This window comes from Streptomyces sp. NPDC002742 (genome assembly GCF_042888885.1).
Classification (GTDB): domain Bacteria; phylum Actinomycetota; class Actinomycetes; order Streptomycetales; family Streptomycetaceae; genus Streptomyces.
This window is the reverse complement of sequence record NZ_JBIAQF010000020.1, coordinates 146,572-165,250: the sequence shown is the minus strand read 5'-3', so window position 1 is coordinate 165,250 and position 18,679 is coordinate 146,572. Positions and strand designations below refer to the sequence as shown.

Below are 18,679 nucleotides of genomic sequence, written 5' to 3'. Positions count from 1 at the left end.
GCGCGCCCGTCGCGCCGGTCGTACGGAATCCACTTGAGCCCAAGTTCACGAGGACACCAGCCCAGATGCCTGCGAACGAGTCCCCGAAGCAGCTCCCCGAGACGTCCCCGACGACCTCCGACGGGGTGCGGGCCTGGTTGACGTCGGCCGTCGCCGAGGTGGCCGGGCTTGCCCCGTCGAACGTATCGCCGGAGCGCCCGATCGCCGAATTCGGTCTGGGATCACGGCAGTTGGTGACGTTGGCCGTAGGCCTGTCCGAGTGGACCGGGCGGCCCGTTGAGCCTTCCCTCGTGTTCGACCACCCCACGATCGCGGGGATCGCCGAGGCCGTATTCGAGGAACAGCCCCGGGGTGCGGCCGATCCCGCCCCGGCCTTCGCGCCCGCGGTCCCCTCCGCGCGGAGGGACGACGACATAGCGATCATCTCCATGGCCTGCCGGTTCCCCGGGGGCGCCGACGATCCGGAGGCCCTCTGGCGGCTGCTGGCGGCTGGAGAGGACGCCGTCGGCGAAGTGCCCGCGGACCGCTGGGACACCCAGGATCTCTACGACCCCGACCCGGAGGCCATCGGCAAGGCCTACACCCTGCGTGGCGGCTTCCTGACCGGCATCGACCGTTTCGACGCGGCCTTCTTCGGGATCTCGCCGCGCGAGGCCGCGGCCATGGACCCGCAGCAACGGCTGCTGCTGCAGACCGCCTGGGAGGCGATCGAGCGCGCCGGGATCGTCCCGGAGACGCTGAACGGCAGCTCGACGGGCGTCTACGTCGGCCTGTACGACAGCGGATACCTCGCCTCGGCCCCGCTGGACCGGCTCGACGGGCACGTCGGCACGGGCTCGGCGTCCAGCGTGGCGTCCGGGCGCATCGCCTACACCCTCGGACTCCAGGGGCCGGCCGTCACGGTCGACACCGCCTGCTCCTCCTCTCTCGTGGCCCTGCACCTGGCGGCGCGGGCACTGGCCGGCGGCGAGTGCGACCTCGCGCTGGCCGGTGGCGCGACACTCCTCGTGACACCGCGCGGGCACGTCGAGTTCAGCAGGCTGCGCGGGCTCTCGCCGTCCGGGCGGTGCAGCCCGTTCTCCACCGAGGCGGACGGGGTGGTGTGGGCCGAGGGCTGCGGTCTGGTGCTCCTCAAACGGCTCGCGGACGCGCGCCGGGACGGCGACCGGGTCCTGGCGGTCGTCAAGGGGTCGGCGATCAACCAGGACGGCCGCAGTCAGGGCCTGAGCGCGCCGAACGGCCCGGCACAGGAACGGGTGCTGCGCGCCGCTCTCGACGACGCCGGGCTCCGGCCGGAGGACCTGGACCACGTCGAGGCGCACGGCACGGGCACGCGGCTCGGCGACCCCATCGAGGGCCGGGCCCTCGCCTCGGTCTTCGGACCGGGGCGCCCGGCGGACCGGCCGCTCGGCGTCGGCTCCCTGAAGTCCAACATCGGTCACACGCAGGCCGCGGCCGGCATCGGCGGCGTCATCAAGACGGTCCTGTCCTTGGGGCACGAACGGCTGCCGGCGTCCCTGCACGCCGAGACCCCGACCGAGCACGTCGACTGGGCAGCCGGCGGCCTGCGTGTGCACAGCGGCGCCGAGGCGTGGCCACGGCGCGGTGACCGGGTACGGCGGGCCGGGGTGAGCGCGTTCGGGATCAGCGGCACCAACGCGCACGTGGTGCTGGAGGAGTCGCCGGAGGATCTGACACGACCGGCCGCGACGCTGACACCGGCTGCGGCGCCGGCAGCGGCCACGACGCCGACACCAACTCCGGCCGCGATGCCGACACCAGTACCGGCGCTGACATCGGCACCGGCCGCGACGCTGGCACCAACTCCGGCTGCGGCACCGGCACCGGCACCGGCACCGGCACCGGCTGCGGCAGCGGCCGCGACGCCGACACCAACTCCGGCCGCGACGCCGACACCAGTACCGGCACTGACATCGGCTCCCACTCCCACTCCCGCTCCGGCGCTCGCCCAGCACCCCCGTACCGGGGAGCCCACCCTCTTCCCGCTGTCCGCCCGCACCCTCCCGGCCCTCCGAGGGCAGGCGGCCCGCCTGCTCGACGTGCTCGCCGCACGACCGTGTCCGGCGCTGTCCGACGTGGCCGCAACGCTGACCCACCACCGCACACACTTCGAGCACCGCGCCGTCGTCCTGGCGGGCGACCACGACGAACTGCTCACCGCGCTCCGCGGCCTGGCCGAGGGGACCCCGGACCCCGACCTGGTCGTGGGTCCGCAACAGACCCTCCCACCGGGCAAGTTGGCGTTCGTGTTCCCCGGTCAGGGTGCCCAGTGGTCCGGTATGGCACGCGAACTCCTCGACCGGTCGCCGGTGTTCGCCGACGAACTCGACCGCTGCGACGCCGCACTGCGTCCGTTCACCGACTGGTCGGTGGCGGCCGTCCTGCGCGGCGACGAGGGCGCCCCGTCCCTGGACCGGGTGGACGTCGTCCAGCCGGTCCTCTTCGCCGTGATGGTCTCCCTGGCGGCGGTGTGGCGGGCCCGTGGCGTACGGCCCGACGCGGTGATCGGACACAGCCAGGGCGAGGTCGCCGCAGCCTGCGTCGCGGGGGCGCTGAGCCTCAACGACGCCGCCGCGGTGGTCGCCCTGCGCAGCCAGGCCCTGACCGAGCTCTCCGGCACCGGGACCATGGCCGTCGTCGCCCTGCCGCACACCGAGGTCGCGGCGCGCCTGGCCGGTCTCGGCGGCCGGGTGTCCGTCGCCGCAGTGAACAGCAACCGCTCGACGGTGATCGCCGGTGACGTGGAGCCGCTCGACGCCCTGCTCGCCGACCTCGACCGGGAGCAGGTGTTCGTCCGCCGACTCGACGTCGACTACGCCTCCCACAGCGCCCGGGTCGAGCCGCTGCGCGCGACGGTCCTCGACGAACTCGACGGCGTCACCACCTCCCCGACCGCTGTCGCCTGGTACTCCACGGTCACGGGCGAGCCGGTCACGCAGGAGCTGGAGGCCGACTACTGGTACACGAACCTGCGTGAACCCGTACGCTTCGCGCCGACCGTGGAACGCATGGCCGCCGACGGCTACCGCCACTTCGTCGAACTCAGCCCCCACCCCTCCCTCGTCACCGCCGTGCGCACGGTCGCCGAGGACCGCGGCCACGAGGACCTGATCGCCGTCGGATCGCTGCGCCGTGACGAGGACGGGCCCGCCTGTCTGGACCGCGCCGCCGCCGAACTCCACGTCCACGGACGGCGGATCGACTGGCGCCGTCTCGTTCCCGACGGGCCGACGGCCGACCTGCCCACGTACGCCTGGGATCCGCAGTCCTACTGGATCGAGCCGGAACCCGGGTCGGGGACCGTGGACTCCGGTCTCTTCGACCGCGCCGCGCACCCGTTGCTCGGGGTTCAGCTGCAGTCGGCGGACGAGACCCGCTGGACCTTCCGCAACGAATGGTCCCCGGCCACCGCCGACTGGCTGCCCGACCACGCCGTGTTCGGGCGGACCGTGGTGTCGGGCACGACAGTGATGGAGCTGTGCCGTGCCGCGCTCGCCGTGGCCCGCCCGGACGCTTCCGGTGACGTGACCGATCTGCTCCTGCTCGCGCCCCTCGTGCTGCCGGGGACCGGCACGGTCGAGGTGTCGGTCGAAGTGGTCATCACCGGATCCGCGCCCGAGGTCACCGTGCACAGCCGCCCGCGCGGCGGGGAGGCCCAGGGCTGGACCCTGCACGCCACCGCGTCGGAGGCCGCCCCCGCCCCCGCCCCGGCGACGGCGGCGCGGCCGCCGGTATGGCCGGAGGGCGCCGAGTCCGCCTGGAGCGCCGGGACGTACGAACGGCTGGCCGCGCTCGGTCTCGGCTACGGGCCCTCCTTCCAGGGCGTCCGGTCGGCGGTCACGACCACCGCGGACGGGGAGCTGCTGGCCAGGCTGTCGCTGCCCGCCGTGGCCCGCGACGCGAGCGATCCCTACCCCCTCCACCCGGCGCTGCTGGACGCCGCGCTGCACGTGGCAGCCGCGCTGGACGCGTCCGACGGCCGGGTGCTGCTGCCGGTCGCGGTGGGCCGCTGCGTCCTGCCGCCCGGAGGCGCGAGCGACCTCACGGCGCTGGTACGCCGTACGGGCGGTTCGGGGACGGACCTCACCCTCGACGTGACCCTGTGGGACACCGACGGCCTCCCGGCGGGCCGACTGGAGGACGTCCGGCTGCGGGCCGCCGACCCGGCGGACCTGAACGGCGCGTCGGAGAACGGCCGTCACCTGTACGAAGTCGCGTGGACGGCCGTGACCGGACAGCCCGCGGCACTCCCGGGCGCCACGTGGGCCGTCCACGGCGACCGCTCGGACCCGCAGGTCGCGGCCGCCCTGCGCGGCCTGGCGGCGGCAGGCATCCAGGTGCGCGAGACGGGCGCCGACGTCGTCGTACGATTCTGGTCGCGTCCGGCGACCGACGCCGAACCGGCCGCCGCTGCCCAGGAGTTGGCCGCCACGGCGCTGGCCGAACTGCGCGCCCTGATCGTGCCTGCGGACGACCGGCCGTCCGCCCGGACCGTCTGGGTCACCTGCGGCGCGGTCGCGACCGGCGCCGCGGACACCGTGCCCGGCCTCGCCCAGTCGGTGCTGTGGGGCCTCGCCCGCACCGCCCGGACCGAACACCCGCACCTCGGGCTGACCCTGCTCGACCTCGAAGGCTCCGATCCCGCCGACACTCTGCGGGCGGCCGTCGCCCATGCCCACGAACCCGAACTCGCTTCCCGCGAAGGCTCCTTGCTCGTCCCGCGGCTGGTGCGTGCCCGCACGGCCGACGCACTGCGGATCCCGGCCGGTGACTGCTACGAACTGGCCGGTCCCGCGGCCGACCCGACCCTGCGCGCGGTGGAGTCCCCGGCCCTGACCTCGGGCCGGGTGAGGATTCTGGTGCACGCCATGGCGGTTCCCGGGCCCGGTGGGGAGCGGCCGCGTACCGCCTGCGCCGGTGTGGTCACCGAGACCGCCGACGACGTGACGGACCTGAGCCCCGGTCTGCGGGTCGTCGCCCTCGCCGACAGCTCGCCCGGCTCCATGGCGATCGCCGACGCACGGCTGGTCGCGGTACTCCCGGACGACGTGCCGTTCACGAACGCGGCCGCCCTGCCCCTCGCGCCCGGCGGAGCCACCACTGTCGAGGAGGCGGCCGGGACGCTGCACGAGTTCCTCGCAGGGCGGCTGCGTCCGGCCCGCCCCCAGGTCCTGCCCGTCAGCGCCGCACGTGAGGCGATACGGCGTGCCAGGATGTCGAGCGCCCCCGTCGTCCTCGACCTCGTCGGCCGAGGCGCCCCGGTGCCCACCGACGGCACGGTGCTGATCACCGGCGGGCTCGGTGCCGTCGGCCGCCACATCGCCCGGCTCCTCGCCGAACACGGCGTCCCCCGGCTCCTTCTGACCTCACGTCAGGGAGCGGCGGATCCGCGTGCCGCAGAGGTCACCGCCGAACTGACCGCGCTCGGAGCCGAGGTCGAGATCGCCGAGTGCGACGTCGCGGACGCGGCGGCCCTGGCCGGCGTTCTCGCCCGAGCCGACGACGCGTTGCCGCTGCGGGGTGTCGTGCACTGCGCCGGAGTCCTGGACGACGGGGTGGTCGCCGACCTGTCGCCCGAACGCCTCGCGCGGGTGCTGCGTCCCAAGGTGGACGGCGCCGCCCATCTCCACCGGCTCACGGCCGACACCCCGCTCGACCTCTTCCTGCTGATCTCCTCGGCGGCCGGAGTGCTCGGCAGCCCGGGGCAGGCCAACTACGCGGCGGCCAACGTCTTCCTCGACCAACTGGCCCACCACCGGCGGGCCCTGGGCCTGCCCGGAGTCTCCGTCTCCTTCGGTGCCTGGGCGGGCGAAGGGCTCGCCGCCGAACACGCCGACCTGGACCGGATGGCCCGTCTCGGCCACCGTGCCCTCACTCCCGACCAGGGCCGCGAACTCGTCGAACTCGCCCTGCGCCGCGGCACACCGCACCTGATCGCCTGGTCCCTGGACCTGCCTCGCCTGCGCGAAAGCACGGCCGCCACGGAGGACGGTACGGCGGCCCTGTGGCGCTCGCTGCTGCCCGCGTCCCGCACCGGCCAGGACGGCGGTGCCCATCTGGCGGACCGGCTCGCCCGGCTTCCCGAGGCCGACCGCGCCGCACGTGTCCTGGCCCTGGTCCGTGAGGAGGCGGCCCGGGCGCTCGGCCTGCGCTCGGCCGAATCCGTGGGCCCCGATCGGCCGCTGCGTGAGCTCGGCATGGACTCGGTCACGGCGGTGGAGCTCCGCAACCGCATCGGCACCCGGATCGGCGCCAGACTCCCCGCCACCCTGCTGTTCGACCACCCCACCGCGGCCCGGCTCTCCGCCCACCTGCTGACCACCGCACTCGCCACCGACGGCCGCACCGTCCGGCGCGGCGCACCCGCCCCGGGGCCCCACGGCACCCCGACGCCGACGTCGGACGAGCCGCTGGCCCTGGTGGCCATGGCCTGCCGTCTGCCCGGCGGCGTCAGCGACCCCGAGGGACTGTGGCATCTCGTCGCCGAGGGCCGCGACGCGGTGGGTCCGTTCCCGGCCGACCGCTGGGACGTGGAGTCGCTGTACGACCCCGACCCGGAGGCCCTGGGCACGTCCTACGCCAAGGAAGGCGGCTTCCTCGGCGACCTGGAATCCTTCGACGCGGGCTTCTTCGGCATCACCGCGAAGGAAGCGGCGGCCATGGACCCGCAGCAGCGGCTGCTGCTGGAGACGGCGTGGGAGGCACTGGAGCGCGCCGGGATCGTGCCGGCCGAACTGGCGGGCAGCAGCACCGGTGTGTACGTCGGCATGTTCGGCAGCGACTACCTCACGGGCTCCCGGCTCGACCAGCTGGACGGGTACGTCGGCACGGGATCGGCGCCGAGCGTGGCCTCGGGCCGGCTCGCGTACACGCTGGGCCTGAACGGACCGGCGCTGACGGTGGACACCGCCTGCTCGTCGTCCCTGGTGGCGTTGCACCTGGCGGCGCAGGCGCTGCGGTCCGGCGAGTGCGACCTGGCGCTCGCCGGCGGGGTGACGCTGATGGTGACGCCGGGAACCTTCGTCGAGTTCAGCCGTCTGCGGGGGCTGTCCCCGACCGGCCGCTGCCGCTCCTTCTCCGACGACGCCGACGGTGCCATCTGGGCAGAAGGCGTCGGCATGGTCGTACTGAAGCGGCTCGGCGACGCGCGGCGCGACGGCGACGAGGTGCTGGCCGTCCTGCGCGGTACGGCCGTCAACCAGGACGGCCGCAGCCAGGGCCTCTCCGCGCCGAACGGTCCGGCCCAGGAACAGGTGATCCGGCGGGCACTGGAGCTTTCCGGTCTTGAACCCGCCGACATCGACTACATCGAGGCGCACGGGACCGGCACCACCCTGGGCGACCCGATCGAGGCGAACGCCCTCGCGGAGGTCTTCGGCACCTCGCGGCCCGAGGGCCGCCCCCTGTACCTGGGCTCGCTCAAGTCCAACATCGGTCACACACAGGCGGCTTCGGGCGTGGCCGGTCTGATCAAGGTCGTACAGTCCCTGCGGCACGGGTCCCTTCCGCGCACCCTCCACGCCGATACGCCCAGTCGCCATGTCGACTGGGACGACAGCGGGTTGCACCTGCTGCGGGAGACCGTCGCCTGGCAGACCTCGGGCGAACGCCCACGGCGGGCCGGGGTGAGCGCCTTCGGCATCAGCGGAACCAACGCGCACCTGATCGTGGAGGAGGCCGGTCCGGCCGAAGTCCCGCCGCAGGACGAAATCACCCCGGGGAAAAGGCTGTTCGCACTGTCCGGGCGCGGTGAGGCCGCCGTGCGGGGGCAGGCCGCGCAGCTGGCCCGGTACCTGGACGAGGACGTCGCCCTGCCCGACGTCGCCCACACCCTGGCGCGACACCGCAGCCACTTCGAACGGCGAGCGGCGATCGTCGCCGGTGACCGGGACGAACTGCGCTCACGGCTGGACGCGTTGGCGACGGGACGGACACCGCTGGCCCCGCCCCGCGCCGAGCCGACGGGCAAGGTGGCCTTCGTCTTCGCCGGGCACGGCGGCCAGTGGCCGGGCATGGGCCTGGAGTTGGCGGCGGAGTCGCGGGCCTTCCGCGAGGAGCTGGCCCGTATCGACGCGGCGGTGCACCGCCGCGTCGGCTGGTCGGTCCTCAACGTGCTGCGGGCACCCGAGGAGCACGCCCCGCTCGACCGCACCGAGTACCTGCAACCGGTGCTCTTCGCCGTCAACGCGGCCCTGGCCGCCGCCTGGCGTGCGCTCGGCGTCCGCCCGGACGCCGTGATCGGGCACAGCCTCGGCGAGATCGCCGCCGCCTACAGCGCGGGCGCCCTCACCCTGGACGACGCCGTGTCCGTGGTGACCGGTCGCGCCCGAGCGGTCGCCCCGCTGGTCGGACAGGGCGGCATGCTGGCCCTGGAACTGCCGCGCACGGAGGCCGAGAAGCTGCTCGCGCACCACCCGGACCGGCTGTTCGTCGCGGCGGTCAACAGCCCGCACTCCACGGCCGTCTCCGGGGACGCCGAGGCGCTGGCCGAACTGCGCGCCCACCTCGAAGCACGGGACATCCCGGTCCGGCGACTGTCGACGCCGTTCGCCTCCCACACCCCCTTGATGGACCCGGTCCGCGCGGATCTGCTGGACCGCCTCTCCGGCATCCGGGGCACGCGCACGACGACCCCGCTGTACTCGACGGTGCTGGCCGAACCGGTGCCCGGCGACCAGCTCGACGCCGACCACTGGTACGCGAACCTCGGGCGCCCCGTCCGTTTCGCGGACACGATCCGGCGGATGCTGGACGACGGCTACCGCTACTTCGTCGAACTGAGCCCGCACCCCTCGCTCACCGCGTCGGTCGAGGCCGTGGCGGCCGAGGCGGGGATCGACGCGGTCGCCGTCGGCTCGCTGAGCCGCGGGCGGGACGCACGGGGTGTTCTGCTGGGCCGGGTGGGGGAGTTGTACGAGGCCGGGCACACGCCCGACTGGCCGGTGCTGCTCCCCGGGGGCCGCCGGATCGACCTGCCCACGTACGCCTTCGCCCGCGAACGCCACTGGCGCGCACCCGCCCGGGCCACTGGGACGGCCGGGGGCTCACCGCTGCTCGGCACGCATGTCGAGGCCAGCGACACACCAGGCCGGCACATCTTCCAGAGTGAGATCGATCTGCGCGACAGCCGCTTCGCCTACCTCGCCGACCACCGGGTCACCGGCGAGGTCTGGCTGCCCGGCGCAGCCTTCCTCGACCTGGCACTGGAGGGCGCGTCCGTTCTGCGGGACGGCGGCGAGGCGCGACTGGCCGACGTGAGGTTCGTGCGGCCCCTGTCCCTCGACGCGGACAAGCCCGTACGGCTGCAACTGGTTCTGCAGCCCGCCGGACAGGACGGCTCACGGGACTTCACCATCGCCTCGGTGGCCACCGGGGAGCGGCGCGCGCCGTGGCAGCGGCACGTCACCGGACGGGTCGTCGACGGCGCCGCAGATCCCGAGCCCGCAGCGCCCGACGCGGGCGAGGAGATCGCCGTGCTGCGCGAGCGGTGCGCCGAAGAGGCCGACCTGCAGGCCCTCTACGCGGGGCTCGCGGCCCTGGGCATCGACTACGGCCCCGCCTTCCGCGGCCTGGCGCAGGGCCACCGCGCCGGTACCGCGGCGGTCGGCCGACTCGCGCCGCGGCCGGCCGCAGGCCATCTGCTGCACCCCGCGGTCCTCGACGCCGCCTTCCACACGGCGGCCCTGCCGGCCGACGCGCCCGCGGGCCGGGCCTTCGTGCCCGCCGGTGTCGGACGGCTGCGCTTCACCGGCCTGCGTTCGGCGCCCGTGTGGGCGACCTGCCGGCTGCGCTCCGTGGACGGCGACACCGCACTCCTGGACCTGCGGCTCTGGGACGAGAAGGAGCAACTGGTCCTGGAGGCGACGGAGTTCGAGCTCGCCGCGCTCTCGCCGCTGGACGGCGCGCTCTTCGAGACCCGCTGGCAGCCGCGCCCGGCCGCACAGGAGCGGCCGGGCGACGGTGGCTGGCTCGTCCTGGCCGACGAGACCGGGATGGCCGACGCACTCGCGGAACGGCTGGCCGCGGCCGCCGTGCCGCATGTGATCGTGCGCAGGGGCACGGAGTTCGGCGCCCGGGGGCCCGGCCGCTATGTCCTCGATCCGTCCGATCCTCGGCAGCTGACCCGGCTGCTCGACGAGGCCTTCAGCGACGGACCACCGGAGAAGGTGGTGCAGCTGTCCGCCCTCGACGCGCCGGCCGTGGTGGACGCCGCCACGGCCGAAGGGGCCGCGCGGTGCTGCTGCTTGAGCACCCTGCACCTGGTACGGGCGTTCGCCGACCGTTCGAGGGGCCGCGCCCCGCGCCTGTTCGTGGTCGTGCGGGGCAGCCAGGCCGCCGGTGACAGCACCCAGGTGACGCACCCTCAGCAGGCCCTCGCCTGGGGCTTCGGACTCTCGGTGGCCCAGGAGTACCCGGAACTGTCGACCACGCTGATCGACCTGCCGGCCACGGACGGCGGAGACGACCTGTGGACGCAGTTGCGGCACGCGGACGACGAACGGCTCGTCGCGCTGCGGGAGTCGGGCCGCCTGGTACCAAGGCTGGCCCGCACCCGCCCGGACGACGGCGGGCACGGCGGGATCACCGCGGACGGCGTCCAACTGGTCACGGGTGGTCTGGGCGGCCTCGGCCGAGTGGCCGCCGAGCGGCTGGTCCGCCAAGGTGCCCGCCGACTGGCCCTGTTGAGCCGGGGCGGGCCCGACGCGGCCGCGGAGAGCTGGATCAAGGGGATCGAAGCGCGCGGTGTCACCGTGCACCTCGCCCGCGCGGACGTCGCCGACCGTGCCGCGCTGACGGCCGCCCTCGACACCGTACGACGAGAGGTGGGCCCCATATCGGCGGTCGTCCACGCGGCAGGTGTCCTCGACGACGCCACGGTCGCGAACCTGACCGACGAACGCGTCCTGCGTGTGCTCGCCCCCAAGGTCCTGGGCACCACCCTGCTCACCGAACTGATCCCGGAGGCGGAGAGGTTCGTCCTCTTCGCCTCGGCGGCCGGTGTCCTCGGCTCGTCCGGCCAGAGCCACTACGCGGCGGCGAACGCCTTCCTCGACGCCTGGGCACACCACCTCTCCCGCACCGACCGCCGGGCGCTGAGCCTGGACTGGGGCGCCTGGACGGAGGTCGGCATGATCGCCGGATCCGGCACCCGGGCCGCCGAGATGAGCCGTTCGGGTCTGGTCGCCTTCACCCCGGCGGAAGGGGGCGACCTGTTCGAGCGGGTGCTCGCCACCTCCCGTCGCCAGCTCGCCCCCCTCGCCCTGGACCGGGAGGCACTGGAGCTCGACCCGGACGCGACCCGCACACGGCCGATCCTGGGCGACCTGATCACCGTCGCCGAGGACGCGGCGGGCACGGACAACCTCGTCGCACGGGTGTTCGCGGCGACGACGGACCGGGACCGGGCCGCACGCCTCGAAACGTACGTACGGGCCAAGGTCGGCCAGGTCTCCGGTGGTGCCACGGAGGTGTCCGCGACCATGGCCCTCAAGGAACTGGGCCTCGACTCACTCATGCTGGTCCGGCTGCGCAACGCCTTCACCCGCGAACTCGGCGCCGAACTCCCGGCCGCCGCCGTCTTCTCGGCGCCCGACATCCAGGGCCTGGCACGGGCCCTGGGTGAGGTGCTGCCCGAACACGACACCGGGGCACGGAGAGCGGAGCCACAGCCGGACGGTACGTCCGAGGCGCCCGAGAGCGAGCTGCGGCCCGCGACCCGCGACGTCGTACGGCTGTTGCGCAGCGCCCAGCCGGGCATGCCGGACGCGGCGCACGCCGTCGGTCTGGCGGTCCGGCTCACCGCGCCGACCACCCGCGAGGCACTCACCGACATCGTCACCCGGCTGGCCGGACGGCACGCGGCCCTGCGCACGGCGATCGCCGCAGGGGACGGGCGAGGCCGACACCTGCGTGTGGAGCGGCGGCCGACCGAGCCGCTGCTGCGCTGGACGGAGCTGCCCGCCGAAGCCGTACTCGACGCCGATGACCGGTTGTCCCGGCTGCTGGAGCCGCCGTTCGACCTGGCGCAGGCACCGCTGTGGCGGTTCGAGCTGCTCGACGCCGGTGCGCGGGGCCAGATTCTGCTGTTCGGCGCGCACCACGCGGTGAGCGATCTGCAGTCGCTGCTGCTCGTCGCGGGGGAGATCGACGCCGAACTGTCCGGTGCCTCACTCGGCGCCACCGTCACCAACCGTGACATCGACCTGCTGATCGAGGCCCAGCGGACCGGCGATGCCTCCGGCGCCGCCACCACCGACTGGCGCGAGGCCTTCCACGGCAGCGAGCGTCTCGACCTGACGCTCGCCCGGCCGCGCCCGGCGACGCGTTCCTACCGGGCCGGGAGCGTGACCGTGGCCATACCCGACGGGCTGATGGAGCGGGTGTCGGCGGCCGCGAGCAGGCTCGCCGTCACCCCGGCCGCCTTCTGTCTGGGCACTCTGACCGTCCTGCTGGCCAGAACGCGGGAGCGGGAGCGCTTCGTCCTCGCCGTGCCCGTCGACACACGCATCCACGCCGACGCCTACGACGCGGTGGGATTCTTCGGCGTACCGGTGCCGTTCCCGGCTCAGGCGGCGGCGGGAGAGCGGATCGAGGAGGTACTGCGCCGGACGGACGCGCGCCTGGACCGGGTCCTCGCGAAGGGCGCCATGTTCTCGGACGTGCTGTCGACACTGGCCGGCCAGGGCCTGCACCGGGCGAACGCCCCGCTGGTGGAGGTGTACTTCAACTACGTACGCTCCTCGGCGGCCCGCCTCGGTCGACTGGAGGTGCTCCCGGCCGGAACGGGGTACTCCGACCTCGACCTCATGGTCACCATGACCCCGGACGCGGGCCGCGTAAGGCTCGACCACAACCTCGACATCCTGGACGCGGTGACCTCCACCGAGCTGGCGGAGGCGTTCCTGCGACTGCTCGCCGTGACGGCCGACGACCCGACCGTGACGGTCCGTAAGGCGGGCGCGCCGTCAACTGCCGCGTCGGGTACGACGGCAGCTCCGTTCGCGACGGGTTCGACGGGTTCGACGGGTACGACGGGTACGACGGGTACGACGGCAGATCCCATCGCGACGGGCACGACGCCGACGCCGATCGCGACAGCAACTCCGGTCGCGCGGGAACCCGGTGCCCGTCCGCGCCGCTCGCTCGCCCTCGCCGCCACCTTCGCGCTCGGCAACCTGCCGCTCCTGTGCGAGGCGGCGCTCCAGGAGTCCACGGGGGAAGGAGCGCGGGAGCGGGCGCGGGACGAGGGCCCGACGGTCGTGGAAGCGCCGTACCACCAGGTGCTCTCCGCCTTGCGCGACCCCTCGGGCATCCTCGGTGACCCCACGGCAGCGGTGGGTGTGGTGCTGCTGCGCGCGGCGGACCTGGAGCGGTTCGGTCCGGTGAACGACACGGTGCTGACCGAACTGCGCACCGCCTACCCTGCCGCGCTGCGGGCCCTGTCCGAGCGGACCCGCAGACCGCTGATCGTCGGCATCCTGCCGTCGGCGCGGCAGGAGGACCGCTTCGCGCGCTGGGAGAGCGAACTCCTCGCCGAGCTGGCCGATTCGCCCGGCATCGCGGTGTTGGGCCCGGACGAGTGGACGCGCCACCACCCCGTCGCGGAACGCTTCGACGAACGGACCGAACGGCTGGCCCACCTCCCCTTCACCCCGCACTTCCAGGCGGCGGTGGCCCTGCGGCTGGCCCAGGTGGTGGGAGCGGTTCTGCGCCCCGCGCCGAAGGTGATCGCGGTGGACGGCGACGAGACCCTGTGGGGCGGGGTCGCCGGGGAGATCGGCCCCGAGGCGGTGGATCTTTCCGGACCGCGGGCGCTGCTGGCACGGAGGCTGACGCGGTGGCGTGCCGCGGGCGCGCTGCTCGCGCTGGTCAGCAACAACGACGAGGACACCGTACGGGCCGTCCTGGACCGTTCGGACAGCGTGCTGAAGGCGGAGCACTTCAGCGTGCTCTCCGCCGGCTGGGGCCCGAAGCCGGGTCGTCTCGCGGAGGCGGCGCGCACCCTCAACCTGGGGCTGGACAGCTTCCTGTTCCTCGACGACAACCCGGTCGAGATCGCCGGAGTGCGGTCCGCGCTGCCGGAAGTGCTGTCGGTGACCTGCCCTCCGTCGGTCGAACTGGAGGACTTCCTCTGCCGGTTGTGGCCGCTCGTTCCGGCGGCGGCGACGGCCGAGGACGGACTGCGGGCAGGGTTCTACGCGCAGGAGCGGGAGCGGGACGCGGTGCGCGAGCAGGCCGGTTTCGAGGAGTTCCTCGCCCAGCTGGAACTTGAGGTCGACATCCGGGCCCTGTCCGGGGCCGACGTCGAACGGGCTGAGCAACTCGTCCGCCGCACCAATCAGTTCACCCTCCGCCCGCGGTCAGCCGACGGTGGCGATCTGGCGCGGTGGCGGGAGCAGGGCGAGGTGTGGACCGCTGCGGCGCGGGACCGCTTCGGCGACTACGGCCAGATCGGCCTGCTCGCCCTGCGCGTGGACGGCGACCGACTCGACGTCCTCGCCTGGATGTTGAGCTGCCGCGCGCTCGGCCGAGGCGTCGAGGACCGGCTGCTGGCGTGGCTGGCGGACCGCGCCGACCGACTCGGCTGCGTGAAGGTCCGGCTGACCGCGGAGCGCACCGACCGCAACGTACCGGCCCGGCGTCTGCTGGCCGCGCTCGGTGGCGGCGACCAGGACGACGAGCAGCTGGAGACCGTGATCACGCCGGAACACCTGCGGGCCTTCCGCTCCTGGCGGCGGCAGTGAGCGGGCCGGCGGCCGGGCCCGCGGAGCCGGCGCGGACAGGGACAGTGCGGAAACGGACAGTGCGGAAACGGACAGTGCACGGGGGGAAGGGCTCTCATGGGTGAAGTGAACGAGGACGCGGTGGCGTACGCCGGACGACGGGCGACCGCCGAGGCGATCGAGCGAGGTGACGGCGGGCCGAGCGTGGAGGCCCTGCTGGCAAGAATCAGACAGGCCCCCGAAGCGACACCCGCAGCGGCCGGAACCGGAACCGGAACCGGAACGGGCACGGAGTCGGTTGTGGGGACGGGTGCGGACACCTTCGCGTCCCGTGCCGGTGCCGGTGCCGGTGCGGATGCGGATGCGGATGTGGATGTGGATGTGGGTAGGACAGTCGTGGCCTCCGGAGCGGGTGCTGGTGGCGGCACCGGTACCGGGACGGACCGCGATGCCGGACCCCTGCCCGCACCCGCCGTACCCGCCGCAGGCGCTGTACCCCCCGCCCCCGCTGGACCCGCCGCACCCGACGCGGACGCCCTGGCCGCTGTCGTCGCCGCGGCGGCCGGTCCCTTCGTACCCGGAGGGCATCTGTCGCCCGACACCGACTTCTTCGATGCCGGGGGCACCTCCGTAGGCGCCGTGGAACTCGTCGCGGCCCTGGAGGACGAGCTGGGCATGGAGATCGACCTCGACGAGGTGTTCGCCGACGCCCGGCCGCGCAGCCTCGCCCAGCGCTGGCTGGCGACCGCGGGTGCCACGGCGACCCTCTCGGCACCGGTTCCGGCGGCAACTCGGACGGCCGCGCGGGCCCCGGCCCCGGCGACCGACACGATCGGCGCCGCACAGGCCCCGGACACCTTGCGGATCCCCGCCCCGGCGTTCAGTCCCGCTCTCGCCCCGGGGGCCTTGCCAGGGACGACGGTCACCGCCCGGACCACCGGCGCCGGCACCCCGTACGCCTCGGCCCGTCCCGAAGACCTCGACCAGATCCTGGCCGACCTCGCGCTGGCCGACCGCCTGCCTTGGACCGGCTCGCCCGAACCCCTGCCGCCCCGCCGGATCCTGCTCACCGGTGCCACCGGCTTCCTCGGCAGCCATCTGCTCCTCGATCTGCTCAGGCACAGCGACGCGCACGTCCACTGCCTCGTTCGCGCGGCCGACGAGGAGGCGGCCACGGCCCGGCTCGGCGAGGCGCTGAAGAGCCACCGGCTGCCCTGGTCGAAGGAGATCCGCCGCCGGGTGACCGTGCTCCCCGGCGACATCAGGCGTCCGCACCTCGGCCTGTCCGACGACGTCTGGAACAAGCTCGCCCACGAACTGGACAGCGTCGTGGGCGTGGCGGCGGCCGTGGACTTCCTGCGCGGCTACCAGTCGCTGAGGCAGAGCAACGTCATCGGCGCGCTGACCCTGGCCGAACTGGCGGCGACCGGCCCGCCCAAGCCGCTGCACCACATCTCCTCGATCGCGGTCTTCAACGAGGTCGGCATCTCTTCCATGGGCGAGGACGATCCACTCGCCCGCGTCGGCCGCCTCGTCGCGGGCTACGACCAGACCAAATGGGCCGCCGAGGTCGCTCTGCGGCGGGCCCGCGACCACGGCCTGATCGTCACCGCGATGCGCCCGGGAGGCATCGGAGGCCACACCCGGACGGGCGCGCACAACCCGCAGGACCTCAGCAGCGGTCTCGTCTCGGCCTTCGGCCGCTTCCGCACGGTGCCCGCCTTCAACTGCCTGAACGCGGCCCCGGTGGACTGGGTGAGCCGGGTCGCGGCCGCCGTCGTCTGCGAACCCGACGCCTGGGGGTTCGACTACAACCTGACCGGCGTACCCAACACCCTCGACGACGTCGTACGGGACATGGCGTTCGGCGGGACGCACGTGCGCGTACAGGACTGGGACGAGTGGCGTACCGACGTCCTGGCCCGTCTGGAAGCCGACCCTGTTCCCGAACTGAGTTTCCTCGCCCGGGTGTTGCGAAGTCCCACCGCCCTCAAACTGTGCGAGGCGACCCTGAAGGGGCCGGCGGCCACCGGCGAACGCACCACCGCGCTCGTCGAGGCGCTCGGCCTCCGTCCCGCGGCCCGCTACGACGCCCGGGCCCAGCTGAGGACGTTCGAGCGGCTCGCCCAGGACGGCCTGGCCCGGCTGCCCCACAAGGACGACCAGCCGTACCTGTGGTTCCCCGAGACGACCGAGGGCGCCGTGGGCCCGGTCGGCGCCGAGGCCGACACCCCCTGCTCGATGGCGCTCACCCTCTCCATCGCGAGCATGTACCAACTGGTGAAGGAGCGCCGGGTGGACGTCGGCGGCGAGCTGGTGTGCGCCGCGGCCCATCCCGCGCCGTTGCTCGTGGAGCGGGGCGACGTCTGGATCCGCCCCGAGGAGGGCATCCCGCAGCGGCACGGGATGCGCCACCAACTCCTGCGCTACCGGCTGACGTTGCGCGACGCCGACGGAGGCCGCTGGTGGCTGGAGGGCCACAAGTACGCCCGCGCCCGCCGTGACGTATGGCGGCAGACCCGTGCGCTGAGCGTCGAGTTCGGCCGCGAGGGCGAACCGGCCCGCTTCGAAGGCGAGTTGGTCGTGCCCGCCGACAGCTATGTACGCGACCAGATCGACGGCATCAAGGTCGACCCGCGACTGACCGGCCAGGAGAAGCGCGCCGCCAAACTGACCTGGCTCGCCTGGTTCGGCGCGGAGATGGGCCGCGGACTGATCAGCCCCTTCGCCCGCGCCGCCGCGGACCTCCTGGACCTGCGGCGCACCCGGACCCCCTCGGAGCGCCACCGATGATCCTCAGAACCGCCAACTCCCGCACCAGGCCCGCGATCCGCAAGGTCAGGACGGGCACGGTCCTACGGCCGCTGCGCCACCGCCTCGACCCTGCGCAGGTCGAGGAGATCCCCTTCCATGCCGGGGACGGTGTACGCCTCGGACTCACCCGCATCGACAGCGGCGAGCGGGACCGGCCCGCCGTGCTCCTCCTGCACGGGCACACCGCGTCCGCGGACATGTTCCTGCTGCCCGAGACCCGCAACCTCGTCGACGTCCTGCTCGACGACGGCTACGAGCCCTGGCTGCTCGACTGGCGGGGCAGCTGCCGGCTTCCGTACAACGAGACCGGCCAGAGGTACACCTACGACGACGTCGCTCTCCACGACATCCCCGAAGCGGTCTCCCGCATCCGTGAACGCATCGGCGACCGGCCGCTGTTCGTGGTCGCCCACTGCATCGGCTCGCTCACCCTGTCGCTGAGCATGACGGCGGGGCTGGTGCCCGGCCTCGCGGGCGTCGTCTCCCAGGGGGTGTTCCTGACCCCGAAGCTCGCGGGACGCACCTCGCTGCGGATGACGGTGGCGGGTGAACTGCTGAAGAACCGGATCGACCACATCCCGGTCGACTTCCGCAAAGTGGGTCTCCGGTCGAGGTACACGCCGCTGTTCGCGCTGGCCTCGCGCGGGGCGGGCTGCCCGGACCCGACCTGTCAGATCCTCCACAACTCGGCCTGGGGCTCGGGCGCCTCGCTGTTCCTGCACGAGAACCTGTCCGAGGCCACCCACGACCGGCTCGCCGAACTCCTCGGGCCCGCGCCCCTGTGGATCCTGCCGCACCTGCGCCGCATCGAACTGGCCCGCAGCGTCGTCCGCTGGCACGACACCGACCATCGCTACCGGGCGCTGCCACCCAACGCGCTGGACGCGGCCGCCCGCATCGACACCCCGGTGCTGCTGCTCGCGGGCAGCGAGAACGGACTGTGGCTGGACTCGCAGAAGCTCTGCCACGAGGTCCTGGCACACCGGCAGCCCCAACTGGACGTGTCGTACACCGAGATCCCCGCCTACGGCCACCTGGACACGTTCCTGGGCCGGGGCGCCGCCCTCGACGTATTCGGGCACATCCTCGAATTCCTCGACGGACGACGGTGACGGCGGCCC

Annotated in this window: 3 protein-coding genes; all 3 read left to right on the top strand. The window is 73.9% G+C overall.

All coding sequences use genetic code 11. The annotated features are described in order from the left end of the window. Positions 1-65 precede the first annotated feature (65 nt). Positions 66-14,765, top strand: coding sequence for an SDR family NAD(P)-dependent oxidoreductase (locus ACFYW8_RS31190; RefSeq protein WP_389084496.1), 14,700 nt, complete (start codon positions 66-68; stop codon positions 14,763-14,765). 96 nt (positions 14,766-14,861) lie between these two features. Next, complete coding sequence (locus ACFYW8_RS31185) at positions 14,862-17,537, top strand: thioester reductase domain-containing protein (protein ID WP_389084489.1); 2,676 nt, start codon at positions 14,862-14,864, stop codon at positions 17,535-17,537. Continuing rightward, entirely contained in the window at positions 17,534-18,670 is a 1,137-nt protein-coding gene (locus ACFYW8_RS31180; RefSeq protein ID WP_365881066.1) for an alpha/beta fold hydrolase, read from the top strand. The genes ACFYW8_RS31185 and ACFYW8_RS31180 overlap by 4 nt, the downstream gene beginning before the upstream one ends. Positions 18,671-18,679 lie beyond the last annotated feature (9 nt).

Excerpts from the sequence above, each read along its gene's own strand:
- ACFYW8_RS31190 (WP_389084496.1), top strand. The coding sequence starts at position 66 with ATGCCTGCGAACGAGTCCCCGAAGCAGCTCCCCGAGACGTCCCCGACG.
- ACFYW8_RS31185 (WP_389084489.1), top strand. The coding sequence starts at position 14,862 with ATGGGTGAAGTGAACGAGGACGCGGTGGCGTACGCCGGACGACGGGCG.
- ACFYW8_RS31180 (WP_365881066.1), top strand. The coding sequence starts at position 17,534 with ATGATCCTCAGAACCGCCAACTCCCGCACCAGGCCCGCGATCCGCAAG.